Source organism: Mycobacterium sp. C31M (assembly GCF_053345865.1).
In genome coordinates, this window is record NZ_JBKFAX010000012.1 from 150159 (window position 1) to 175106 (window position 24948).

The following is a 24948-nucleotide window of genomic DNA, read 5'->3' on the forward strand; positions in this document are numbered from 1 at the left end:
TCGACGGAGGGATCCGTCATCACCGACATGATTTCCAACATGCTGCAGCCCTTCTTCGTTGATACGAGCCTGCGGAATAATTTAACATAAAATAAAAAGAAGGGTAGGCTTTCAGCCATGTCAAGTCAGCTCACTGAGGAAGAGTCCCTACTCGTCGAAACCGTGCGGTTGTTCATCGACCGCGACGTGAAGCCAACGGTGCGCGACGTGGAGCACGCGAACGAGTACCCCGAGGCGTGGATCGACCAGATGAAGCGCATCGGCATCTACGGGTTGGCTGTTCCAGAGGAGTTCGGCGGAACACCGGTCTCCACGGCCTGCTACGTCATGGTCACCCAGGAGTTGGCACGTGGATGGATGAGCCTGGCCGGCGCAATGGGCGGGCACACGGTGGTGTCCAAACTCGTCGCACAGTTCGGCACCGACGAACAGCGCCAGAAGTATCTGCCCAAACTCGCCACCGGCGAGATCCGGGCCACGATGGCGCTCACCGAGCCCGGCGGCGGATCCGACCTGCAAGCCATGACGACCACAGCGTTGCCGGCCGACGACGGACTCGTCATCAACGGCGCGAAGACGTGGATCTCGAATGCCCGCCGGTCCGGGCTGATCGCCCTGCTGTGCAAGACGGACCCCAAGGCGACGCCGAAACACGCGGGCATCTCGGTGGTTCTCGTCGAGCACGGCCCCGGCTTGACCGTATCTCGCGACCTCCCCAAACTCGGCTACAAGGGCGTCGAATCCTGCGAGTTGTCCTTCGACAACCACCGCGTGCCGACCTCAGCGATCCTGGGCGGTGTCGCGGGTAAGGGATTCGGGCAGATGATGCGAGGACTGGAGACCGGCCGTATTCAGGTTGCATCGCGGGCCCTCGGCGTCGCGACGGCGGCGCTCGAAGATGCGCTGGCCTACGCCCAGGATCGGGAGAGCTTCGGACAACCCATCTGGAAACATCAGGCAATCGGCCATTATCTCGCCGACATGGCAACCAAGCTCACCGCCGCCCGCCAGCTGACGCTGCACGCCGCCGACCGCTACGACAGCGGCGAGCGGGCCGATATGGAGGCGGGCATGGCGAAGCTCTTCGCCTCCGAAATTGCCATGGAGATCGCACTCAACGCTGTGCGGATTCACGGCGGCTACGGATATTCGACCGAGTATGACGTCGAACGCTATTTCAGGGACGCCCCGCTGATGATCGTCGGCGAGGGCACCAACGAGATTCAGCGCATTGTCATCGCCGCGCAACTCGTTGCACGCGGTGGCATCTGAGGGCACCCCGAACCGTCATGACCGGCGACACCGCGGCACCCATCAGTTCCGATGACTCCTGGCGATCCCTTGAACAGCCATGGCCGCCGCTGTTCGAATGGGTCCAGCGCACCACCGGTGGCAAGATCGTCGAGTGGCGTCGGCAAGCGCGTTGGCGGCCGGCCTGGTATCTGACTGTCGATACCGACGGTCGGCGGCGACAGCTCTATGTCCGCTGCCAACGGGAAGAGAGCATGCCGTGGACCGGGACGCTCTCGCTCAGGCGCGAATACAGAATCATGCAGGTGCTGCATCAGCATGACGTTGCCGTCGCGGCTCCCCTCGCGTTCTGCGAGGAACCCGAGGCGATCCTGATGGAGGCTGTCCACGGTCGCGATCGGTTCGACGACCGTGACGATCAGCAGCTACGCGACACCGTGGTCGCCGACTACATGCGCCGCCTGGTCCAGGCACACCGGCTGGACACCCAACCATTCGAAGCGATCGGCCTATCCCGACCAGCGGACAGCGTCGACATCGGCTACATGGGGTTCGGGCTGTCCGAGAAGTGGTATCGACAGGTCAAGCCGGCGCCGGACCCGACCATCGAGTTCGTGATCGCCTGGCTCCACCGAAGTGCGCCTCGGCACCGCACCGAGGTGTCATGGATCCATTTCGACGCCGGTCAATTCCTCCATGCCGAGGGTGCGGTCACGGCGCTGATGGACGTCGAGTTCGCCTGTCTGGGTGACCCGATGGCCGACCTCGGCGCGATGCGGATGCGCGACACCGCACAGCCCATCGGCAACCTGACACACGCTTTCGCCACGTACGCGCACGAAACCGGCGAGCCGATCGACCGCGCCGTGGTCAACTTCCACGCTGTCCGGTTTGCGCTGCTGACCGCAATGCTGTCCGCCGGCACCAGGGCCGACCCGCCGGCCGAATTCGATCTCGCCCAGTGGCAGGCGTGGTCGTTGATGGCTCTGATGATCTGCTTGGAGATCATCGCCGAGGAGGGCGGCTACCAGCTGGATCCGCCGCCAGCCGTGTCGTTCTCGAGTATCCGTGCCGAGGCCATGCACCGCTCGGTTCAGCGCATCGTCGACGATGTTCTCGGCGACGACAACCTGGATGACCATCTGGCGTTCCGGTTACGGATCGTGCGCGATCTGCTTCCCGGGATACACCGAGCAGCGCAGGCCGGCGATCAGGTCGAGCAGGCGGACCGCGACGAGGCGTCAGCCCTGCTGGGGACCGTCCCGGCCGACTGGGCGGTCGCCGACGGCGAACTGGAAAGAGCGATCGCCACCGGCGATCCGATCCCGGAGGCCGACATGGTGCGGCTCCTCGCTCGCCGCATCGGCCGGCAGATCGAGCTGATCAGGCCGGGCATGCGAGATGTTCGGAATTTCAGTGTGCAAGCGATCGACTGGTCGGTGGTCCCGACCACATGACCGTGCCCGCCTCCACCCGGAAGAGACGCTGACGCGCGTCTTATCATCGAACGATGGTCACAAAGTCGACGGACTCCCAGCCTGCGGAATCCAAAGCGCAGCGGACGAGAGGGCGGATCCTTGATGCTGCGGCGAAGGTACTCAGCGTCAAGGGATACGCGGGCACACGGCTGACTGATGTGGCCGAGCAGGCCGAGCTCCAGGCGCCGGCGATTTACTACTACTTCAAATCGCGTGATGACCTGATCGAAGAAGTCATGTTCTGCGGTATCAGCGACATGCGCCGGTACCTACAGGACGCGCTGGACGCACTACCCGACGACATCGACTCCATGGATCGCATCTTGGCCGCCGTCGCGACACATCTCCAGCACGAACTTGAGTTGTCCGACTACGCGCGCGCCACCATCCGAAACTCTGGTCAGGTTCCGGAGCATCTCAAGGACCGCCAGAAGAAGGAGGAGGCAGCCTACAACCGCATCTGGCGTGGCCTGGTGAAGAATGCCGCGACAGATGGCCACCTTCGTTCGGACCTCGACCCGCGGCTTGCCCAGGCCTTGATACTCGGGGCACTCAACTGGGCTGCCGAATGGTGGGATCCCCGACGCAACTCCGTCGAGACGATGGTCCAGAACGCACAGGTCTTCGTCCGAAACAGCCTGAGCCCGAACAACTCCCCCGAACCTCGCCGGCGCCGCTGATTCCACGCCTTGCGGTGGGCACACGACGGTGGTCACTTTTTTGATTCTATGTTAAATTAATTTCCATGACTGAGGCTTACATCGTTGACGCTGTCCGAACTGCCGTGGGCAGGCGCAAGGGCGGCTTTGCAGAAGCGCATCCCGCCGATATGGCGGCGCATGTGATCAAGACCGTCGTCGGTCGCCACGACTTCGATCCGGCGGCCATCGATGACGTCATTCTGGGATGTCTCGACAACATCGGTTCGCAGGCCGGCGATATTGCCCGTACCGCAGCTTTGGCTGCCGGCCTGCCCGAGTCCGTGCCCGGTGTGACCATCGACCGGCAGTGTGGATCCGCGCAGCAGGCAGTTCATTTCGCTGCCCAGGCGGTCATGAGCGGTACCTCTGACCTCATTGTTGCCGGCGGCGTGCAGAAGATGACGCAGTTCCCGATCCTCAGCGCGTTCGCCGCAGGTGAGCCTTTCGGGTCCGTCGACCCCTGGACCGGTTGCGAAGGCTGGCAGGCGCGCTACGGCGATCAGGAGATCTCGCAGTTCCGCGGGGCCGAGATGATCGCCGAGCAGTGGAACCTCAGCCGCGAGGACAACGAGCGCTTCGCCTTCGCCAGCCACCAGCGCGCGCTGAACGCCATTTCAGAGGGGTACTTCACCCGGGAGATTACCGAATACCGGGGTGTCAGCGTCGACGAGGGTCCGCGGGCCGACACCACACTGGAGAAGATGGCCGGTCTGAAGACCCTCGTCGAGGGCGGCGTCCTGACCGCCGCGGTCGCCAGCCAGATCTCCGACGGCGCCGCGGCGCTGCTCGTCGCCTCGAAGGCCGCGGTCGACCGCTTCGGCTTCACCCCGCGCGCACGCATCCACCACATGTCGGTGCGCGGTGCCGACCCGGTGATGATGCTGACGGCGCCCATCCCGGCCACCCAGCACGCTCTGAAGCGTGCCGGCATGACCATCGACGATATCGACGTCGTCGAGATCAATGAGGCCTTCGCCCCCGTCGTCCTCTCCTGGCTCGCCGAGGTCGGAGCGGACCCGGCCAAGGTCAACCCGAATGGCGGGGCCATCGCCCTCGGACATCCCATCGGCTGCACCGGAGCCCGGTTGATGACCTCGATGCTGCACGAACTGGAGCGCACCGGGGGTCGCTACGGCTTGCAGACCATGTGCGAGGGCGGCGGACAGGCCAACGTCACGATCATCGAGCGGCTGTAGGTCGTGGAACGCACTCTGTACGGACCAGATCACGAAGCATACCGGGAGACGGTCCGGGAGTTTCTGGCCCGAGAAGTTGTGCCGCACCAGCACGATTGGGACCGCGAACGCTGGATCGACCGCTCGGTTTTCGGGCGGGCTGCCAAATCCGGCGTCTACGGCCTGCAGATCGCCGAGCAGTACGGCGGTTCCGGTGAGCCCGACTACCGATACCGAATGATCGTGTGCGAGGAGATCGCGCGGATCAACGCGCTGTCCTTCGGGCTCACCATCAGCCTGCAGGACGACCTCGTGTTGCACTACCTGCTCGATCTGACCAATGACGAGCAGAAACAACGCTGGCTCCCCGGTTTCGCCGCCGGCGAGTTGATCGGCGCCCTCGCGATGACTGAGCCCAGCGCGGGCAGCGACCTCCGTGGTATGCGAACGACAGCTCGCCTCGACGGCGACAACTGGATCCTGAACGGGCAGAAGACGTTCATCTCCAGCGGGATCATGTCCGATGTGATCGTCGTGGCGGCCAAGACCGATCCCGACGGTGGATCGCGGGCCTTCAGCCTCTTTGTCGTAGAACGAGATACCCCCGGATTCGAACGGGGGCCGAAGCTGGACAAGCTGGGCCTGCCCGGCCAGGACACCTCCGAGCTCTATTTTCAGGATGCCGTGGTGCCGGCCGGCAACCTGCTCGGCGATGCAGGCAGAGGCCTGCAGTACCTGATGAGCCATCTACCGCGGGAGCGCCTCGGCGTCACCGCCAAGGCAATGGCGACCACGCGAGCGATCTACGCCTCGACCGTCGAGTACTGCAAAACCCGACAGGCCTTCGGCGGCCCGCTGACCGACAAACAGCACGTCCGGTTCGAGCTGGCGGACATGGCCACCGAGATCGATATCGCCGAGGCCTACACGGATCGCAGCGTGCTGGCCTACAACGCCGGCGAGCTCACCCCGGTGGATGCCGCCAAGGGCAAGTGGTATCTGAGCGAACTACAGAAGCGCGTCATCGACCGCTGCCTGCAATTGCACGGCGGATATGGCTACATGCTGGAATATCCGGTCGCACGTGCGTACCTGGACACCAGGATTCAGACGATCTATGGCGGCACCACCGAGATCATGAAGGAGATCATCGGACGAGATATCGCCGGATCCTGAACGACCCCACCCTGCGCGGGCCGAGCTCAGCTCGGTCCGCGCAGTGCTTTCAGCGTCGGAACCTTGCGCGGAATCGTTGCCTGAACCAACCCGAAGTCGAGACCGCATTTCCTTGTAAGCCAAGTTTTTTGAATTTATAATAAAATTCAGTGCCAGTTCGAGTTGAGGAGTAGCCGGTGTCCACCAGCCCAGAGGAATCGGTCACAGTGCCGTCCGCCGAGGAATCGGCAGACGGTGTCCGGGAGTACGACAGCATCGACATCTCACGCAAGTCGTTCTGGGCGCAATCTGCCGAGCAGCGCGATACTGCCTTCGCCGAACTTCGTCGCACCACGCCCGTCAGTTGGCAGCGTCCCATCGAGAGTGATCTGCCGGCATCCGGAGTTCCCGGGTTCTGGGCTGTCACGTCCCACGAACTCATCCGCGAGGTGAGTACACACCCGGAGATCTTCTGTTCGGGCCAGGGCATCCAACTCGAAGATGTGCCAGATGAGTTCCTCGAAGCGGCATCGTCATTCCTTGCCATGGACGGTCAGCGTCACCTGACCTACCGCCGACTGATGAGTGCGGCCTTCACACCACGTCAGGTGAAACGCATCGAGGAACAGATCCGCGCACGCGCCGCCGCTATTGTCGAGGACTTTCTCGCCAAAGGCACTGGCGATTGGGTGGACGACGTTGCCAAGCAGATGCCCATGAACACCATCTACGACATGGCCGGCCTGCCGCAAGCCCAGCGTGATGAGGCAGCGCACTTCGCCGACGAACTGGCCGGATGGAACGATCCCGACGTCGCTGCCGGTCGCTCATCGGCTGAGGTTCTCAACGACGCGCTGATCGGAAATCTCACCATCGGACTGGATTTCGCAGCCAACACTCGTGAATGTCCGCGCGACGACATCTGGTCGAACCTGGTTGCGGCTCAGGTCGACGGCCACGAGCTCACCGACGACGAACTCGCGTCGATGTTTGTCCTCATGTCGTTCGCGGGCAACGACACCACCCGCACCACGCTGTCCCTCGGGGTCAAGGCCTTCGTCGACCACCCCGACCAGGCCGCATATCTGCTGGAAGACTTCCCCGGGCGTATCGAGGCGGCCATCGATGAAGTGCTGCGCTGGGTGACTCCGGTGATGACGTTCCGGCGCACCGCCACACAAGACACCATCCTGGGTGGCCGGCAGATCAGGGCCGGGGACTGGGTGGTGATGATCTATTCCTCAGGCAACCGCGACGAGACCGAATTCACCGACCCGTGGAAGTTCGATATCTCCCGAAAGCCCAACCAGCATGTCGCCTTTGGCGGCGGCGGACCGCACTACTGCCTGGGCGCCTTCCTCGCCAGAATGCAGATCAAGCACATGCTGGATCAGATTCTGCATCGGCTGCCCGGGCTGACGCTGGGTGAGCCCGCCATGCTGGTGAGCAACTTCGCGACTGCGGTGAAGACCATGCGGGCCGACGCACGCTGCCCCGTTCAACACTGATATCGAACCGGCATCCACATCGACGACGTTGTCGATGTGGATGCCGTAGTTCGGTGCGGCTCGGAACTCAAGCCGACTGAGCGAACAGGCCCTCGACGAGTCCGCGCCGCTCTGCCCACCCGGCCGACCGCAAGTCGACGTGCCCGGCCTCGGTGACGATGACTTCGACATCATGGGCCGGTGTCGACGCCGGCCGGCTCAACACGTCGACCAAGGTGGATCGGTCACCGAACGTGGCGGGAACCGCGATGATCGACAACCCCCGCGGGTTCAACCGGGCGGCGTTGCAGTAATCGGGATGCCCACCGATACCACCGACGATCTTGTCCCCCACGCCCTCGACGTTGATCTGGCCGTGAGGATCGATCTCGATGGCGGTGTTGACGGCGAAAAAGGGTTCGCCCCGGGACAACCGGCTCGTGTCATGACTGTGTTCGATACCGCGCAGGATCGGTCTGCCGTCAGCCCACGCGTACAGTTCGGCGGTGCCGAACAGGTACGTCGCCGACGGGTCACCGATCAACAGCCCCCGACGTTCGAGGCCCATCACCGCATCGGTCAACAACCCGGTATCGACGGCCAGCGGTTTGGTCGACCGCTGCAACAACGCCGTTCCGAGCTGGCCGGGGCCATATTGCACACGGGCACCCGCCGGAATCAGATCGAGAACACGATCGGCCAATGCATCGTGAATCGGCTGCGCCGGCTTCGACGGAATGGAAGCGGGCTGATCCCCCGAACGTCCGATGATCGTCACAGCCTCCGCCGGTAACGGCGGTTCCGCACTCGCCACCGGCGCCGAGTCGTCGAGGACTGCCCAGACCGGGACACCCGACCGGACCATTGCCTGCTGCCAGGAAACCTCCGTACAGAAGTGCAGACCGTCGGCCCGGCGCGCAACACGGGTGATGAGCACATCCGGACGTAGATGCCCGGCCAGAAGTCCGGGGACAGCGGCCATACTCACCGGCACGGCGCTGGTCACCGGATACGGAAGTAGTGAACGCACTCCCCAGCCGGGCATCAGCAGAACTATCCGCGCGAAGTCATCCGGCGTGATGCCTTGCAGTGCAACAGGACTCCAGCCCAGGATCAGCGTGACCCCCGGACGAGACCCGGCAAAGGCACTCACTGTCTCGCCGACACTCGGGTTCCCGGAAATGGCATTGACCGCCCCGACACCGTCGCCGAGGGCGATGGTGCACGAGCCATCCCCCAGGGTCCGGTCAAGCAGGATCGTCAGGTCTGATGTGGACCTCGGAACCACAGCTCTAGGCACTCGCGCGAGCCGCCGTGAGCAACTCGGCGCGGTCGACGACCTTCACCCGCGGCCGAGCCGCCGCGGAGCCGAGTCGACGTTCTGCCTCATCAATCGAGCGCCAGCCGGCCCAATCCACGACATGCACCCCCTGAGCGGACAATTGCTCGGCGATCGAGGACGTGCCGTCGGACGCCGGAAGTGCGCCGGCCTCCGCGTCGGCCAACAGGTTCTCGACGGTTTCCCGCGCGCACAACCGGTTGGTCCCGATGACGCCACGCGGTCCGCGTTTGATCCAGCCGGTGACATAGAGCCCCGGTACGACGGCGCCGTCGTCGGTGACCCGGCCACCCTCGTTCGGGACGACACCGGTGACCGGATCCGCCGGCATACCGGCGATCGGTGCGCCTCGATAACCGATGGCACGCAACACCATCGACGTGCCGATGGTCGCAGAACCATCGACTTGGTTGATGACCAGTCCTTCGACCCGTTCGGATCCGACCACCTCGACGGGCCGCGCGCCGAAGCGCAGGACTATCCGGCGGTTGCCCGGCCGATCCGGACGCTCGGCGTACTCGGCGATGATGTCGAACTTGAGCGCGCCCTCATGGTCATCAGGTCGTTCGCCGAGTGCTCCCTCGATGGCGATGTCGACGCCCTGCAGTGAGCCGAGCGCCAACAGTTCGCCGACCGAGAACGCTCCGTCAGCCGCGCCCCGCCTGCCCAGCACGACGACCTCGCGGACCGCACTGCGACGCAGTTTCTCCAGCGCGTGTTCGGCGATATCGGTGCCGGCCAACTCGGCCTCGTCAAGGACGAGGATGCGGGCCACGTCGAGGGCCACATTGCCGTTACCGACGATCACCGCCCGCTCACTGTCCAGGGCGAAGTCGGCACCCGCGCGATCGGGGTGACCGTTGTACCAGTTCACGAAGTCGGCCGCGGCTACGCTGCCGGCCAGGTCCTCGCCGGGAATGCCGAGCTCCCGCGACTGAGACGCGCCGACAGCGTAAATCACCGCGTCGTAGGCAGACATCAGCTGTTCATGGCTGATATCGCTACCCACCGCCACGTTGAAGTAGCAGTTCACGCTGGGGCTGGACAGCGCCGTCTCGAAGACCCGAGTGACGTCCTTGGTGTGCTGGTGATCCGGCGCGACACCGAAGCGTACGAGGCCGAACGGCGTGGGAAGCCTGTCGAAGACATCGACCCGGACACCGGGTGATCTCGTCAGGTCTGACACCGCATAACACGCTGCCGGGCCGGCTCCGATCACGGCGACTCGCAGCGAATCCCGGCTCACCGGGTTCGGCGACCATGCCGACGGGATGGCCCGGATATCGAGCGGTGCGTCCGCGAAGTAGTCGGCATTGATGGATTTGAAACGGAGCTGAGAATCCGGCAGGTCATCCTCGTGGTAGATGGCGCCGACCGGGCAAACCGACACGCAGGCACCGCAGTCCACGCACGAGGCCGGGTCGATGTAAAGCATCGGCGCCGCGCTGCCGGCACCGGCGGGAACCGGCCGGATGCAATCAACCGGACACACGGGAACACAGCTCGCATCGGTACAGCAGTTCTGTGTGATGACGAAGGCCATCGCCTCTCCTAATGGTCTTACGGGGATCAGGACGCGCACGCCACGTGACGGGCGCCGTTACGGTCCTGTCAGGTGTCGATCGAGATGGCGCCGGTCGGACAGTTCGAAATCGCCTCCAGCGTGGCCGCCCGGTCGCTGTCCGGGTCGCCGATCACGTGGGCCTGGCCGTCATCGCCGATCTCGAACACCTCCGGCGCGGTCATCTCACAGAGACCGATCCCGGAGCACTTCGTACCGTCCACACGCACCGTCATCAGAACAACTTCCTCATGATCTTGATCGCGCCGTCGGTGTACGGCGGATAACTGAACTTCAGATCCGGTTTCGCGTACTTGGCCAGGACGGCGCGACGATGGCTGAGTGCCTCGAAGCCCCACCGGCCGTGGTACTGACCTATCCCACTGGCACCCACACCACCGAACGGCAACTGCGGCACCAGGCAGTGCATGGCAACATGGTTGATCACGGCACCTCCGGAGGGGATCGCGTCGACAAGTTGCCTTCCCCTGGCCTGCGATTCGGTGAACACATACAAAGCGAGGGGTTTGGGCCGTGAGTTGACGAAAGCGATGGCGTCCTCGGCGCGCTCGACACTGAGTATCGGAAGAATCGGGCCGAAGATCTCATCGGACATCACCGGATCATCGGGCGCCGGATCCCGGATGACCGTCGGCGCAATCCGCAACGACTCGGCATCACATCCGCCGCCCGCGACGATCGTTCCACTGGTCGAACCGATGAGTCCCTGCAGTCGATTGAACTGGCGCTCATTGACGATCCGCTGACCGCCGTCGACTTCCTGTGCGCGGAAGGCCGCGATGTTATCGACCACTTTGGCGGTGAAGGCATCCACCACCTCTCGATCGGCCAGGACATAGTCCGGGGCGATACAGGTCTGGCCGGAGTTCATCAGTTTCACCCAGGCGACGCGTCGCGCCGCGACGTCCAAATCGGCGTCGCGGGTGACGATCACGGGGCTCTTGCCACCGAGCTCAAGGGTCACCGGAGTCAGGGTGGGGGCCGCCGCCGCCATTATCTTGCGGCCGATTTCCGTTCCGCCGGTGAACAGAATGTGGTCGAAGCCCTGCTCGATCAGATTCTGAGTGGTGCTCGCCTCGCCTTCGACCACACGAATCGCTTGCCCATCAAGGTACTTGGGCACCAGGTCGGCGAGCAGCGCCGAGGTGGCCGGTGCCAGTTCCGATGGCTTGAGCACGGCGCAGTTACCGGCGGCGATCGCCGCCACCAACGGACCGATGCTCAGGTAGAACGGGTAGTTCCACGGTCCGATGACGAGAACGGTTCCCAGCGGGTCGTACTGGACCCAACCCCGGGCGGGCAACTGCGCGACAGGGAGCGGCTGCCGCTGACGACGCACCCATTTCTTGAGATGTTTACGCGCATATGCCGCTTCGCCCTTGGTCGACGCGATATCACCCAGCCACGCCTCCACAGGTGGCCGGCCGAGATCGGAGGCGAGCGCAGCCGCGATGACCGGTTCCTGTTCGTCGCACAGCGCCTCGATGGCGGCCAGTTGTTCGAGTCGCCAGCTCAGCGGGCGGGTTCGGCCGGAGTCGAAGACCTGTCGCAGCTCCCCTAGTTCGAACACCGGGCTGAGCCGGTGTGTGCTGCCGGTGGTCGTGGGAGTGGTCATGGTCCTCCTCAGAACTCGGGCTTGGGCACGACGCCGGACACGACCGCCCCGGTGATTCCGCCGTCGACGGCCAACGCCTGCCCATTGACCCAACGCGCCGCGTCGGAGGACAGAAACAGCACAACTTCGGCGACGTCGTCGGGATGGGCGTGCCTGCCGAGGAGATCCTTGACGCCGTCGAGGGTTTCTCGGCCCATCGTCTGTTCGAAGTCGGCGAGAATGGGCGTCTCGACCGGGCCCGGCAGCACGGCGTTGATTCGTAATCCCATCTGCGCCAGCGCAAGTCCCATCGAGTGGGTGTACACCGTGCTGACTTCCTTGGAGAAGTTGTACGCGTTGCCTACCTGGGGGTTGGCCTTGAACCACGCCGCACCCTCCTCGAAGGTGTCGGTGGCCAGCAGGTCCCGGATGGTCTCCAACCGTTCCGGCCATCCGAAGCCCGCCGTGGAGGACACGATGGTGATGGAACCACCCGGCACCAGTCGCTCGAAAAACGCCTCGGTGAGGTGCCGCACGGCCAGGCTGTTGACCGCGACCACCACGTCCGCCGGGGCGGTGCCGGGTATGCCCGCGATGTTCATCAGGCCGTCGAAGGGACCATCGAGGGATTCGAGAGCCGCGTCGATGCTGCGCGGGTTCGCCAGATCCACTTCGATGTGGCGGGTCACCGCCGCAGTCGGCTTGTTGCGATCGAGGCTGGTGACCAGAGCTCCGGCGGCGAGCAGCTGTTCTGCGACCGCGTGACCGATGCCCGACGCCGCGCCGGTGACTACATAGTGCTTACCCGAAAAATCGGACATGGTATTCCTCCGGTCAGTTCAGAGTGTAGGGAAGGGATTTGACGGCATGAACGAAGTTGCCCGTGAGGAACTCCGGTTCTCCGACGCGCAGGTTCGGTGCGCGGAAGATCAGCTCTTTGAAGATCGATTCGAGCTGCATCTTGGCGAGGAAAGCACCCATGCAGAAGTGCGGTCCCCCGCCCCCGAAGCCCACATGTCCGTTCGGCTCTCGGGTGATGTCGAAACGGTGTGGGTCGGGGAAGGCGCGCTCGTCACGGTTACCCGAGGAGTAGATGAGCAGCACCCACTCGCCCTCCTTTACGAGCTGCCCGCACAGTTCGGTGTCCTGGGTGGCGGTTCGACGGAAGGTCATCACCGGGCTCGCCCACCGGACGAACTCCTCCATCGCGTACTTGATGTGATGGTCGAAATCGCTCTCCAGCAGCGCACGCTGCTCCGGAAACTGCTGCAGTGCAAGCATTGTCAGCGTGACGGTGTTTCGCGTCGTGTCATTGCCGGCCACCGAGAGCAGCACGAAGAACGCGCCGAGTTCCTCATCGGTCAGACTGCGTCCGTCGATCTCGGCCTGGACCAGCAACGACATCAGGTCCGATGTCGGCTCCGCGCGTCGCTGCTCGGCCAGTTCCAGCCCCATGGTGAGCAGTCCGACTAGGGACTCGTTGAGGACCTCGCCCGGTTCCCGTCCGGCAGCCACGTCCGGGTCCGCCCACGACACCATGCCGTCGGCATGGTGGGCGGCCTCGTCGCGCAGTTCGTGCGGAAGTCCGATCATCTCGTAGATCGTCCACATCGGCAGTCGCTTCGATACCTGTTCGACGAAGTCGCCGCTACCGGTTGCGAGCAGATCGGTGACGATCGCGGCCGCCTGGTTTCTGACCTGGTCCTGGATCTTGGCGACCTGCCTGGGCGTGAACACCGAACTGATGAGGCGGCGCAGCGTGGAATGCTGATTGCCGTCCATCGCCAGAAACGACTGTGCGGCATCGAGGATGTCCTCCGGGACCGCCTCGATCATCACGCCTCGACCAGAGCAGAACAGTTGCGGATTCTTGCTCACATAGGCGATGTCCTCGTTACGCGTCACCGCCCACAAACCGTCGATCTCGGCTTCCATCAGGGCACCTTCGATCGGAGCATGCCAGCTCAACGGTCGCTCATCCCGAAGAATGCGGAACGACTTCTCGCGTTCGTCAGCTGTTGCCGCCCAGAAATCGAGCGGTGAGATACTGACCGGGTCAAAACTCCTTGCCGCTGACACTTCCTGGTTGGTCATCACCGGGCTCCTGCGTACTTGTCGAGCAGTTTTCGTTTTGCCAACTTGCCGGTCGCGGTTCTGGGGAGCTCGTCGACGAAGTCGACGGACCGCGGCGCCTTGTAGTGCGCAATGCGCTCCCGCACGTAGGCGATCAACTCCGCGGCCAGGTCGGCTGACGGCTGCTGGCCCTCGCGCACCTGCACCACGGCCTTGACCTGTTCGCCCATTTCCGGGTCCGGAACGCCGATCACGGCCACGTCGGCGATCTGCGGGTGCAGTGCCAGGACATTCTCGATCTCCTGGGGGTAGATGTTGACCCCGCCGGAGATGATCATGAAGGACTTGCGGTCGGTCAGGAATAGGAATCCATCCTCGTCGACAAACCCCATGTCACCGACCGTCGACCAGTTTTTATGTTCGGGATGCCTTGCGCTGGAGGTCTTTTCCTCATCATTGTGATACTCGAACGGCGCGCGGTCCCGCTCGAAGTACACCGCGCCGACCTGTCCCGTCGGGACCTCTGTGCCGTCGTCATCGCAGATGCGCAGGGAACCCAGGACAGCCCGTCCGACGGTTCCCCGTTTCGCCAGCCACTGATCGGTCGTCACCACGGTCACACCATGGCCCTCGGTGGCGCCGTAGTACTCCACGAGGATCGGACCCCACCAGTCGATCATCGCCTGTTTGACATCAGGCGGACAGGGCGCCGCGGCGTGCACAGCCAACCGCAGCGAGGACACGTCGAACTCCGCACGTTCCTCGGTGGTCAGCTGCAGCATCCGGATCAGCATGGTGGGCACCATCTGCGTGACCGTGATCCGATACTCCTGGATAGCCCGCAACGCCTGCTTCGGGTCGAACTTCTGCATCAGCACCACGGTGCCGCCCAACGCATGAATGCCGCCGCACCACTTCAGCGGAGCTGCGTGGTAGACCGGCGCCGGCGAGAGATAGCGATCGGATTCGGTGATCCCGAACGCGTGTCCCAGCATCCCGACGAGTGGTTCACCGGGCTCGTCGACCTGAATGTCGGGCAGGACCGGCTTGATCCCCTTGGGCCGGCCCGTCGTCCCCGACGAGTAGAGCATCTCGGTTCCCCGTGGCCGGTCCGCCGGCTCGACAACGTCATCACCGCTGATGCCCGTGTGCGGCTGATGATCGGCGATCTCGCCGCCGAAGGCGTACCGGTGTACCACTGCGGGCGTCAGCGGGCCGATCTCCTCGGCCAACGCCCGGATGCCGGCGGAGGCGAACAGCACCTTGGCGCCGCAGTCGTTGACGATGTATGCGGCTTCGTCGGCCGCGAGATGCCAGTTGACAGCCGTGATGTAGAGACCGGAACGAATGGCCGCCCAGTAGACTTCAAAGGCTTCGATTACGTTGTCGGACAACAACGCAACAACATCTCCGCGTCGCAGACCGAGCTTGCCCAGCGCTGTTGCGATCGAGGCGGATCGCTGGTCCAGTTCTCGGTAGGTCAGCGTCTGGCCGGTTTCGGCCAGTATCACCGCGAGTTTGTCCGGTTGCGCCTTCGCGTGGATTCCGGGAAACATCGATCAGGCCAGCAGATCGTCGCGGCCGTCGGCCTTAAGACGTTCGATGTAGGGGCCGTAGAGCTTTTTACCGAGAGGCGCAAGTTTGAGGAGGCTGGCGACATTACCGTCGACCTTGATCTTCTTCTTGGCCATCGCCAACGGCAGGTTCACCTTGCCCTGCCAGTAGGCATTACCGGTTTCCGCGGTCATCGACATGGTGGCCATCGGCTCCGACCCACCCTCAACACCGTTTCGCACGGTCTTGTTGGCCATGTCGATCACCACGACCGCGTCGGGCTCGGTGAAGTCGAACGCCACCACCAGGCCGGTATCCACCAACTTCGGCCCGATCTCGGGATCCTGGAAGGCGGCGTCGAAGATCCCGCCGATATAATTGACGACCTCGTCAGAGCTGGCGAACCCCATCGTTCTCCTTAATTTATCTTTGATTCAAAACGGTCGAGAGCTGTGTGCGATGTGAGGCCATCGTCACACCCTCGCCACCATAAGTCAACCTATGGTTTGCTCGAAACAGGGTTTGCCACTGCCGTTTTGCTGTCAAATGGACGATTCCTTCGCACCCGGGGCCGAGTCGGCAGCGGAGTCGGTGCCGCCCCCGAGAAGGGTCCGACCAACAGCACTTTCGATGCGGTGTTCTGGTAGTGCCGCAGACCGTGGCTCACGACGGATCGAGGACCGGCAGGGGGCCTGCGCCGGCGGGAGGCGCCTCGACAGATTCATCATCATCGGCCTTCAGCGCGGCAGACCGCAGCACCACTCCCATCACGATGAGGAACACGCTGTAGGCCGTCAGTGCCAGCCAGAACACGAAAACGCCGCGCCAGGAGAACGGTCCGCTGCGGAAGAAGAAGGCCAGCGGGTCCGGCAGGAACATGGCTGCGATCCAGAAGTTCGTGTAGCCCACCCAGCGCGGCAGAATCCCGCGCTTGTCGCGCAGGATGGCGGTCCCGATGACGATGTTCTGGATGATGAACGGGGCAATCGGGGTGATGAACACCAACCAGGCCAGATCATTGAGAGTGACGGTCAATTCGGGGTTGCGATCCGGCCGGAAGGCGATGACAGCCATCAGCAGCATCGGCAGGAAGAGCAGAATTCCCGTGGCCGCACCGGTGACGAGCTGGATCAACGTCAGGATCGGGTGGCGGCCCTCAATGCGCAGCATGTAGTAGCCGATGAGCCCGATCAACGGGAACACCAGGCAGATACCGAGCTGGGCGATCACCAATCCGAACAGCACCCGGGTGTCATTGGCATAGAAGCCGACCACCTCCTCGGTGGTACTCGATGAGCCCAGCGGTATCGGGAGTATTCCGGCGATCAACCAACCGAAGAGGGTAACAATCACCGTCCCGGGTCCACACCATGCACAGATGACCTGAATACGACGTGACATGCGCTACACCGCCCTGTCGGAGTGACTGAAGTTTCATTAAAAGATTAGGACCGGCTTCATCGCGATGGCAAGCGCCAACCCGTCGCACGTGGCCAGTGACTGATGCCAATCAACCCACCGCCCGCCCAACGTGGGTTGAGATCGCCGCCGAACATCCGCATAAAGCCCAGTTGAAACCCTGCTCGCGGGCCGAAACATCTCGACCACGCCCCCCTTCGCGGCACTGGCGACACACACTGACAGCGCCACAGCCTGCGGGTGGACCTACATGGCAAGGACGTGGTCGACATTCGATTTTCTAGTAAAAAATGTCGCCTACTTTCTTGACGAGCGTCAGCTTTTGCCTCTACGGTCATCCCCAGATCGTGAGCGATGCCACATCATCCGAGGAGTGAAATGCACACCACACCACGTACCGCCATCATCGGCGCCGGTATCAGTGGACTCACCACAGCGAAGAACCTTGGCGACGCGGGCGTCGCGTATGACTGCTTCGAATCGTCGGATCGGGTCGGTGGCAACTGGGCCTTCCGGAACCCCAACGGTCATTCGAGCTCGTACCGCTCCCTGCACATCGACACATCACGTGACCTGCTGTGCTTCAAGGATTTCCCGATGGACCCAAGCCTGCCCGACTATCCCCACCACTCCCAGATCAAGACATATCTCGACGACTACGCCGATGCTTTCGGTCTCCGCGAGAAGATCCACTTCAAGACTGCGGTCAAGCAGGCGCACCGGTATCCGCGCGGCGGTTGGCGAATCGAGACCAGTGACGGTCAGACGCGGGACTACGACGCTCTGGTGGTTGCCAATGGACACCATTGGGATCCTCGGTTCCCCGACTTTCCGGGTGAGTTCGGCGGCGAGACCATCCACTCGCACGCCTACATCGACCCCACCGAGCCGCTGAACCTCAAGGGCAAGCGAATCATCGTCGTCGGTATCGGTAACTCTGCTGCCGACGTTGTCTCCGAGCTGTCCCAGAAGTCCTGGCAGAACACCGTTTATCTGTCCACCCGGTCCGGTGCCTGGGTGGTGCCCAAATACATCTTCGGCATGACGGCGGACAAGATCGCCCGGACCCTGCCGGTGATCCCACTGTCCTGGCAGCGGCGGATCATGCGACCGGTACCGCGCCTCCTCTTCGGCAATCCCGAGCACTACGGCCTGCCGACCCCGAACCACAACTTCCTGGAGGCGCATCCGACCCAGTCCGCCGAGCTTCTGATGCGGCTGGGAGCCGGCGACGCCACGGTGAAACCGAACATCGACCGGCTCGACGGCGACCACGTGCACTTCGTCGACGGCACTTCGGTCGAGGCCGATGTCATCATCTATGCCACCGGCTACAACATCACGTTCCCGTTCTTCGACCCGGAGTTCCTCAGCGCGCCGAACAACCGGCTGCCGCTCTACAAGCGCATGCTCCAACCCGGGCTCGATGACCTGGTCTTTGTGGGTTTCGCCCAGGCGCTGCCCACCCTGTTCCCCTTCGTGGAATGCCAGGCGCGGATGGCATCGGCGTACCTGGCCGGCACGTACCGCCCGCCGTCGGCCGCTGAAATGCACAAGACCATCGCCGCCGACGAACGCAAGTACATCGGCCACTTCGCCGATAAGCCGCGCCACACGCAGCAGGTCGACTACTTCGACTACGAGCGCGATATGCGCAAGCGGGAACTGCCGGCAGGCGCCCGCCGCGTGTCGCAGCAGGGCCCGGTCGTACTCACCGGGCGGATCCCGGAGGCCTCGGCGAATGTCGGTTGAGCTCGCGGTACGGTCGTCCCGGCGCAACCCGACCCGACCCCAGCCGCGGGGCGAGGAGCGGCGGTCTCGGCTGTTGAACGCCCTGACGCGGCACCTGGACACGCAGTCGCTGGCCGAGGTGTCGGTGGCTTCGGTAGCCGAAGAGGCCGGGTTGGCGAGGTCGGCGTTCTACTTCTACTTCAGCAGCAAGAACGAGGCGGTCACCTATCTCCTCGCCGAGATCTTCGACGCGCAGATCGCCGAGGCGACCACCGTCCTCGGACGCGTCGGCGACCCCCGGGAGAACCTCTCCCGGGTGCTGCACTCGACCGTCCAATCCTGGATCTCGCAGCGCAGCCGATTCATCGCCATGCTTGATGCCCGCGATGCCGATGCGGAGGCCAGGGGCAGGTGGGAGTCATGGTTGAACCGGTACGAGGAATTCGTCGCGTCCTACATCGATGAACACCTGACGACCGGTCGGCATCCCGTCCCCGACTCGCGGGACCTGGCCCACTCACTCATCTCGATGAACGAACGCGTCCTGGAACGTCACATGCGCGGACACGGGCTGGCCACCGCCGAGGACGTACATCGGTCGCTGGTCCACGTATGGACGGCAACGATCTTCGGGAGCGTCACACCGTGAGCACCGCAACGCAACTGACGATTCCGGCAGCCGACGGCGGTCATCTGGGCGCCGAGCACCACCTCGCCGGCACCACAGAACTGAGCGGGCCCGGTGGCCGCCCCTGTGTGGTGATGGCTCACGGGGTGGGCGGGACCCGTGACTGCGGGTTGACACAGTTCGCCGAGGCACTGGCCGCTGCCGGCCTGGACGTCCTCGCGTTCGACTATCGGAACTTCGCCGAATCCTCAGGGGTGCCAGTACAACTGGTAGATCTGCCCAGCCAGTTGGCGGACTACCACTCGGCTATCGCCTATGCCCGCGCGCTGTCCGACATCGACGCGTCGCGGATCGTGGTGTGGGGGGTGTCGCTGTCCGGCGGGCACGTCCTCAACATCGCGGCCGCCGACCCCGAGATCGCGGCCGTCATCAGTCTCACGGCCGCGGTCGACGGATTGGCAGCCGTCGTCCAGATGGTGAAAGCGCACGGCGTCGTGCACGTCGCCAGGCTGATGCGGGTCGGCATCGCGGACGCGTTCGCCGGAATTCGGCAGCGTCCACCGGTGCTGGCGCCGGTGGTGGGTCGACCGGGTGAGGCGGCGGCACTCTGTGCTCCCGGGGCTGTCGAGGGGATGCTCGCCATCGCCGGACCCAGTTGGCGAAACGCCATTGCGGCCCGCATCTTTCTGCGCATCGGCATGTACCGGCCGGCCACCGCGGTCAAGCTCATCACATGCCCGGTTCTGATGCAGATTGCCGACGGCGATCAATCAGCGCCCGCCGCCGCCGCGACGAGGACCGCGCATCGGGTGCGCGCGACCGTACACCACTACCCCGGTGACCATTTCGACGTCTACCCTGGTGCGCGCCTGTACCAGACCGTGGTACGCGATCAGATCGCATTTCTCCGGCGCACACTGTCGGTCCAGTCGAAGACGGTCACCGCATGAAGGCCGTCCAGCTGGTGGCGCCCGGACGCCTCGAGATCACCGACATCCCGGTGCCGGCGATCGGTCGAGATCAAGTGTTGCTGAAGGTGGCCGCCGCCGGACTCTGCCACTCCGACGTTCACATCCGGCAGCTGTCGGTGGCGATCTTCGATTTGCCGCAGACGCTGGGCCACGAGACGGCCGGCCATGTTGTCGAGGTCGGCGCCGACGTTGTCGGTTGGGCCAAAGGGGATGCCGCAGTGGTCCATTTGATCTGGGCCTGTGGTGCATGCCCGGCGTGCAGTCGCGGCGACGACAATGTGTGCTTCCAGGCCGGACGAGGGGCCATGCCACCGACACCGGGTCTGGGGCCCGCCGGCGGGATGGCCGAGTACATGGCCGTTCCGGCAAGATACCTCGTGCAGATCGGTGGGCTCGATCCCGTCACCTCGGCGCCGCTGGCCGATGCCGGCATGACGCCGTATCACGTGGTGCGCAACTCGCTGCACGTCCTGCGCCCCGACTCGACCGCGGTGGTGATCGGCATCGGAGGGTTGGGACACCTCGCTGTCCAACTACTCGCCCACCTCAGCGTGGCACGTGTCGTAGCCATCGATCAGGACGACAACCGGCTGGCCACAGCCGTCCGGCACGGCGCCCATGACACGATCCGCGCTGATGCGGACCCCTCCACCAGGATCCTCGAGCTCACCGGCGGCCGTGGCGCCGAGGCGGTGTTCGACTTCGTCGGCAATGACGGCACCGCCGAAATTGCCGCGAATTCGATTGCCCCCGATGGGGTTTATCAATTGGTGGGCATCGGCGGTGGCGCGGTGCCGATCGTTGCCAATCCTCGATTCGGCGCCGGCTGGCCCTGGGGAGCGTCCGCCCGTACCTCTTATGGGGGCACCAGGTCGGATCTGCTCGGTTGCGTCGCGCTGGCCGCGGCCGGTCGGCTGTCGGTCGATATCGAAACATTTGCGCTCACCGATGCGGTCGCGGCATTCGACCGGCTCGAAGCAGGAACCATCAACGGAAGGGCGGTACTGATCCCATGACCGACCGATTCACCGACCGCACGGTGTTCATCACCGGCGGAGCCCGCGGCATGGGTGCGTCCCACGTGCGCGCCTTTGCCGCCGAAGGGGCCCGGGTCGTCATTGCCGATGTCCTGGACGACGAGGGCCACGCACTGGCAGTCGAACTCGGCGATGCCGGACTCTACATCCATCTCGATGTCAGTGACCTCGAGCAATGGCGGTGTGCCGTGCAGACCGCCGAAGACACTTTCGGTGCACTGCACATCCTGGTGAACAATGCCGGAATCGGCGGCACCCCCGCAGCGGTGGTCGACACCGATGTCGACGAATGGCGCCGGGTGCTCGGCGTCAACCTCGACGGAACATTCTTCGGCATCAAGACCGCCGCACCGTCCATCATCCGGGCCGGCGGCGGCGCAATCGTCAACGTCTCATCCTTCGCGGGACTGATGGGATCACCTCTGCTCGGCGGATATGCCGCAAGCAAATTCGCGGTGCGCGGACTGACCAAGGTCGCCGCCATGGAACTCGGCGCGTTCAACATTCGGGTCAACTCCGTCCATCCCGGGTATATCCGCACTCCGCTGTTGGAAGGAGTTCCCGACGAAGCCGTCCACGGACGACTCGCGATCGATCGGATCGCCACGCCTGCCGATGTCACTCCGGTGGTGCTCTTCGCAGCCAGCGACGACGCCGGGTACTGCACCGGAACCGAGCTCGTGGTCGACGGCGGATGGTCTGCCGGCGAACCCACTCCGATCTTCTTCGCACCGGGAACACCGCTCGCCGAGGCGACGCCGGCATGACCACCTTCATGCCCGAGATCGGCTTCTACACCTTGGCCGGACAAGCCGACCACCCGCGCGATCTCATCGCGGAGCTGCAGACCGCCGAACAGCTCGGTATCGGCGAATGCTTCATCTCCGAACGGTTTTCGACCAAGGAGGCCTGCACCATCTCCGGTGCGGTGGCAGCGGTCAGTGAGACCATCGGCATCACCACGGGTGCAACCAACCACAACACCCGCCACCCCATCGTCACCGCGGCCTACGCGACAACAATGCACCGACTGACCGGCGGGCGCTTCACCCTGGGCATCGGGCGCGGAGTTCCGCCGATACAGCGGGCCTTCGGAATGGATGAGATCACCACGGCACAGATGGAGGACTTCGCGCAGGTGATGCGCAGATTGTTCCGGGGGGAGACAATCGTGGGCCACGATGGGCCCATCGGGCGCTATCCGGCACTGCGCCTGGATCCCAACTTCGACGAAGACGTCAAGCTTGGTGTGGTCGCCTTTGGCCCCAACTCTCTGGCGCTGGGCGGTCGCGCGTTCGACAAGGTCATCCTGCACACCTTCTTCAACGATGAAACGCTCCAGCGATGCGTGCGGACCGTGAAATCCGCCGCCGAGCAGGCGGGTCGCGACCCTGCCGATGTGCAGGTCTGGTCGTGTCTGGCAACAATCGGCGATCACATCTCTGAGGAGCTCCGGCTCCGCAAGACAGTGGGACGGTTGGCCACCTATCTCCAGGGCTACGGCGATCTGATGGTGCGCACCAACGAATGGGATCCTTTGGTGTTGGAGCGTTTCCGAGAGGACCCTGTCGTGCTGGAGTTTCAGCCGCCCGGCGGTGCGCTGCGAGTCATCGACAGCCCATCGACGACAATCGACCAACTGGAGCACATCGCAACACTCCTTCCCGAGGAGTGGCTCGCCATCGGTGCATTAGGCACTCCTGAACAGTGCGCCGCCGCGGTGAAACGCCAACTCGACCTCGGCGCCGACGGTGTCATCCTGCACGGAGCCTCACCGCGCGAACTGGAGCCCATCATTCCCGCCTACCGCAACATCCGTTGACTCAGAAAGAATCTCAATGACGACGATTCCGTATGCGATCCAAGATTTCACGCCCGCCCTTCTCACCACCCTCTTGTCGGGAGCAGCCGGCTGGTCGGGCGTTGAAGTCACCAGCCTGGACTACGCGCCGGTGGGCACCGGTCAGATGGCGCACAGCTATCGAATGACACTCGGGTATGAAGAGCGGCCAGCCGGCGCCCCCACCAGCCTCATCGCGAAGGTACCCAGCACAGATCCGGCGAGCCGCCAGATGGGCCTTGCCACCGGCGCCTACCAACGCGAGGTCCTGTTCTACAGACACCTTGCGGCGCTGACCGCAGTACGGTCCCCACGGTGCTACTACAGCCAGATCGCCGACAACAACTGCGACTTCGTCCTCCTTCTGGAAGACATGGGACCGGCTCAGACGATCGAACAGATCGGTGGCTGCAGCGCCGACCAAGCAGCGCTTGCCCTTCAGCAGGCCGCCGCCCTGCACGGCGGATCCTGGCGGCACGATAGGCTCGCCGACCAGTCCTGGCTCCCCGTGGAGCATGTGTGGAACGCACTCGGCGGCGCCATCCCACAGGTACTGGAGCCGTGGCTGGAACGCTTCGGAGGTTATCTTCAGCAGGACCATATCGACGCAGTCGAACGCCTTGCCAAGGAGGTACCGACGTGGCTCTCGACGTTGAGCGAACATCGAACGCTGTGGCACGGTGACTTCAGACTCGACAACCTCCTTTTCGACGCGCAGGGCGGTGCTGCACCCATTGCCGTGGTCGACTGGCAGAGCGTGGCCGCAGCACCGGGCGTCATCGACGTGTCCTACCTGCTGGGCACCTCGCTCACCGAAAGTGACCGGACCACACATGAACACGCCCTCGTAGCGGAGTACCACCAGAGGCTGGTGGCCGACGGTGTATCCGGGTACACGTTCGAAGAATGTTGGCGCGAATACCAAGCGCACGCCCTGTACGCGCTGGTGCTCAATATCCCCGTCGCCATGGGAGTTGTCAGTACCGAACGTGGTGACACCATGTTCGGCGCGATGGCGCGCCGCGCTGCCCAACACGTCGTGGACAACGACAGTTTCGCCGCTTTGGCAGCACTGACCAACCGATGACAATCGTTCTGTTGCATGGCGCAACGTCGTCTCGGCGCGCTTGGGATGAGGTCATCCCGGCGATCGAGTCCGACTGCCGGATTCTCGCACCCACCTTGTCGGGTCATTTCGGGGGCCGACCACTGCAGGCCGAACCTGCTCATGTTGTCGATGGCATCGTGGACGGCGTGTGCGCCTATCTCGATGGGTTGGGCATCGGGCAAACTCATCTGGTCGGGAACTCACTGGGTGGCTGGGTGGCGCTCGAACTTGCACGGCGAGGTCGGGCGAAGTCGGTGCTGGCGTTCTCCCCTGCCGGTGCATGGCGTACGCCGCGGGATCTACGGCGGCTGTTGACGATATTCCAACTGGGTGCGCTCGGCGCTCAACACGTGGACTTCATCGGTGGTCTGATCCGACATCCGAGAATGCGACGCGCCTTCATGCGTCCGGTGGCCGAACATGGCGATCGGATGTCCACATCGCAGGTGCAAGCCGTCCTGGAGGACATGGCCGGTTGTGCGGTCTTGACCAACCTCCTGGCCGGCGCCCGCCAACGGGGGCCCATTGCGCCCTTCGAACGACTCGACTGCCCGGTGCGGATTGCGTGGGGTGTCGAGGACAAGACGCTTCCGTTCATGCGGTATGGCATCCCTATGGTGGCGGCACTCCCCGGTTCGGAGTTGCGGATGGTGCCGGGCGTGGGCCACGTGCCGATGATCGACGACCCGGTCTTGGTGGCCCGCATGATCAGCGAATATGTCGCAGAGGTCGAAAACCGTTCGCGCACAGACCATACAGGAAGTTGATCGACCGTTTCCGGCGACTAAGCTAGCAACGAGACTTATTCGAGACCGGTATCTACTA

At 64.0% G+C, this 24948-nt stretch carries 23 protein-coding genes; 14 read left to right on the forward strand and 9 right to left on the reverse strand.

Annotated elements, in window-relative coordinates; genetic code table 11:
* The first annotated feature begins 117 nt into the window (after positions 1–117).
* The 6 genes from ACLBYA_RS19330 to ACLBYA_RS19355 all read left to right on the forward strand — a co-directional run bounded on the left by ACLBYA_RS19330 (position 118) and on the right by ACLBYA_RS19355 (position 7268).
* A complete protein-coding gene (locus ACLBYA_RS19330) occupies positions 118–1272 on the forward strand; it encodes an acyl-CoA dehydrogenase family protein (protein ID WP_447711047.1) in 1155 nt (384 codons plus the stop codon).
* 17 nt (positions 1273–1289) lie between these two features.
* Positions 1290–2708: a phosphotransferase gene (locus tag ACLBYA_RS19335; RefSeq protein WP_447711048.1), complete on the forward strand. Its 1419-nt coding sequence runs from the start codon at positions 1290–1292 to the stop codon at positions 2706–2708.
* Positions 2709–2761: 53 nt separating this feature from the next.
* Complete coding sequence (locus tag ACLBYA_RS19340; protein WP_447711049.1) at positions 2762–3409, forward strand: TetR/AcrR family transcriptional regulator; 648 nt, start codon at positions 2762–2764, stop codon at positions 3407–3409.
* 65 nt (positions 3410–3474) lie between these two features.
* Entirely contained in the window at positions 3475–4626 is a 1152-nt protein-coding gene (locus tag ACLBYA_RS19345) for an acetyl-CoA C-acetyltransferase (protein ID WP_447711050.1), read from the forward strand.
* Positions 4627–4629: 3 nt separating this feature from the next.
* The gene (locus ACLBYA_RS19350) at positions 4630–5781 is read left to right on the forward strand and encodes an acyl-CoA dehydrogenase family protein (protein ID WP_447711051.1); all 1152 of its coding nucleotides are present in this window, start codon (positions 4630–4632) and stop codon (positions 5779–5781) included.
* A 206-nt stretch (positions 5782–5987) separates the two neighbouring features.
* Entirely contained in the window at positions 5988–7268 is a 1281-nt protein-coding gene (locus ACLBYA_RS19355) for a cytochrome P450 (RefSeq protein ID WP_447711118.1), read from the forward strand.
* A 67-nt stretch (positions 7269–7335) separates the two neighbouring features.
* Here the strand turns inward: ACLBYA_RS19355 and ACLBYA_RS19360 are convergent, their stop codons facing one another.
* The 9 genes from ACLBYA_RS19360 to ACLBYA_RS19400 all read right to left on the reverse strand — a co-directional run bounded on the left by ACLBYA_RS19360 (position 7336) and on the right by ACLBYA_RS19400 (position 16742).
* Entirely contained in the window at positions 7336–8505 is a 1170-nt protein-coding gene (locus ACLBYA_RS19360) for an acetyl-CoA hydrolase/transferase C-terminal domain-containing protein (RefSeq protein WP_447711119.1), read from the reverse strand.
* Positions 8506–8539: 34 nt separating this feature from the next.
* On the reverse strand, positions 8540–10129 hold the full coding sequence (locus ACLBYA_RS19365; protein WP_447711052.1) for an FAD-dependent oxidoreductase: 1590 nt from the start codon (positions 10127–10129) through the stop codon (positions 8540–8542).
* A 68-nt stretch (positions 10130–10197) separates the two neighbouring features.
* Positions 10198–10383, reverse strand: a complete 186-nt coding sequence (locus tag ACLBYA_RS19370) for a ferredoxin (protein ID WP_447711053.1) — start codon at positions 10381–10383, stop codon at positions 10198–10200.
* Positions 10383–11783, reverse strand: a complete 1401-nt coding sequence (locus ACLBYA_RS19375) for an aldehyde dehydrogenase family protein (protein ID WP_447711054.1) — start codon at positions 11781–11783, stop codon at positions 10383–10385. The genes ACLBYA_RS19370 and ACLBYA_RS19375 overlap by 1 nt, the downstream gene beginning before the upstream one ends.
* An 8-nt stretch (positions 11784–11791) precedes the next feature.
* Positions 11792–12583 (reverse strand): coniferyl-alcohol dehydrogenase, encoded by a 792-nt coding sequence (locus ACLBYA_RS19380; RefSeq protein ID WP_447711055.1) that lies wholly within the window; start codon positions 12581–12583, stop codon positions 11792–11794.
* A gap of 13 nt (positions 12584–12596) precedes the next feature.
* A complete protein-coding gene (locus tag ACLBYA_RS19385) occupies positions 12597–13856 on the reverse strand; it encodes a cytochrome P450 (RefSeq protein ID WP_447711056.1) in 1260 nt (419 codons plus the stop codon).
* Positions 13856–15391 (reverse strand): acyl-CoA synthetase, encoded by a 1536-nt coding sequence (locus ACLBYA_RS19390; RefSeq protein ID WP_447711057.1) that lies wholly within the window; start codon positions 15389–15391, stop codon positions 13856–13858. The genes ACLBYA_RS19385 and ACLBYA_RS19390 overlap by 1 nt, the downstream gene beginning before the upstream one ends.
* 3 nt (positions 15392–15394) lie before the next feature.
* The gene (locus tag ACLBYA_RS19395; RefSeq protein ID WP_447711058.1) at positions 15395–15799 is read right to left on the reverse strand and encodes an SCP2 sterol-binding domain-containing protein; all 405 of its coding nucleotides are present in this window, start codon (positions 15797–15799) and stop codon (positions 15395–15397) included.
* A 253-nt stretch (positions 15800–16052) separates the two neighbouring features.
* The gene (locus tag ACLBYA_RS19400; protein WP_447711059.1) at positions 16053–16742 is read right to left on the reverse strand and encodes a hypothetical protein; all 690 of its coding nucleotides are present in this window, start codon (positions 16740–16742) and stop codon (positions 16053–16055) included.
* Between the two features lie 444 nt (positions 16743–17186).
* On the opposite strand from ACLBYA_RS19400, the gene ACLBYA_RS19405 reads away from it, so the two are divergent.
* The 8 genes from ACLBYA_RS19405 to ACLBYA_RS19440 are packed head-to-tail and all read left to right on the forward strand — an operon-like array spanning position 17187 to position 24890.
* Positions 17187–18560: a flavin-containing monooxygenase gene (locus ACLBYA_RS19405; protein WP_447711060.1), complete on the forward strand. Its 1374-nt coding sequence runs from the start codon at positions 17187–17189 to the stop codon at positions 18558–18560.
* Complete coding sequence (locus ACLBYA_RS19410) at positions 18550–19188, forward strand: TetR/AcrR family transcriptional regulator (RefSeq protein ID WP_447711061.1); 639 nt, start codon at positions 18550–18552, stop codon at positions 19186–19188. Before ACLBYA_RS19405 ends, ACLBYA_RS19410 begins: the two co-directional genes overlap by 11 nt.
* The gene (locus ACLBYA_RS19415) at positions 19185–20117 is read left to right on the forward strand and encodes an alpha/beta hydrolase (RefSeq protein ID WP_447711062.1); all 933 of its coding nucleotides are present in this window, start codon (positions 19185–19187) and stop codon (positions 20115–20117) included. The genes ACLBYA_RS19410 and ACLBYA_RS19415 overlap by 4 nt, the downstream gene beginning before the upstream one ends.
* Positions 20114–21154, forward strand: coding sequence for an NAD(P)-dependent alcohol dehydrogenase (locus ACLBYA_RS19420; protein ID WP_447711063.1), 1041 nt, complete (start codon positions 20114–20116; stop codon positions 21152–21154). The genes ACLBYA_RS19415 and ACLBYA_RS19420 overlap by 4 nt, the downstream gene beginning before the upstream one ends.
* Positions 21151–21942, forward strand: a complete 792-nt coding sequence (locus ACLBYA_RS19425; protein ID WP_447711064.1) for a glucose 1-dehydrogenase — start codon at positions 21151–21153, stop codon at positions 21940–21942. The genes ACLBYA_RS19420 and ACLBYA_RS19425 overlap by 4 nt, the downstream gene beginning before the upstream one ends.
* Positions 21939–22997, forward strand: coding sequence for a TIGR03857 family LLM class F420-dependent oxidoreductase (locus ACLBYA_RS19430; protein WP_447711065.1), 1059 nt, complete (start codon positions 21939–21941; stop codon positions 22995–22997). The genes ACLBYA_RS19425 and ACLBYA_RS19430 overlap by 4 nt, the downstream gene beginning before the upstream one ends.
* Positions 22998–23013: 16 nt before the next feature.
* Positions 23014–24102 carry a phosphotransferase gene (locus ACLBYA_RS19435; RefSeq protein WP_447711066.1) on the forward strand — a complete coding sequence of 363 codons (1089 nt, stop codon included), beginning with the start codon at positions 23014–23016 and terminating at the stop codon, positions 24100–24102.
* Positions 24099–24890, forward strand: coding sequence for an alpha/beta fold hydrolase (locus ACLBYA_RS19440; protein ID WP_447711067.1), 792 nt, complete (start codon positions 24099–24101; stop codon positions 24888–24890). Before ACLBYA_RS19435 ends, ACLBYA_RS19440 begins: the two co-directional genes overlap by 4 nt.
* Positions 24891–24948: the final 58 nt, after the last annotated feature.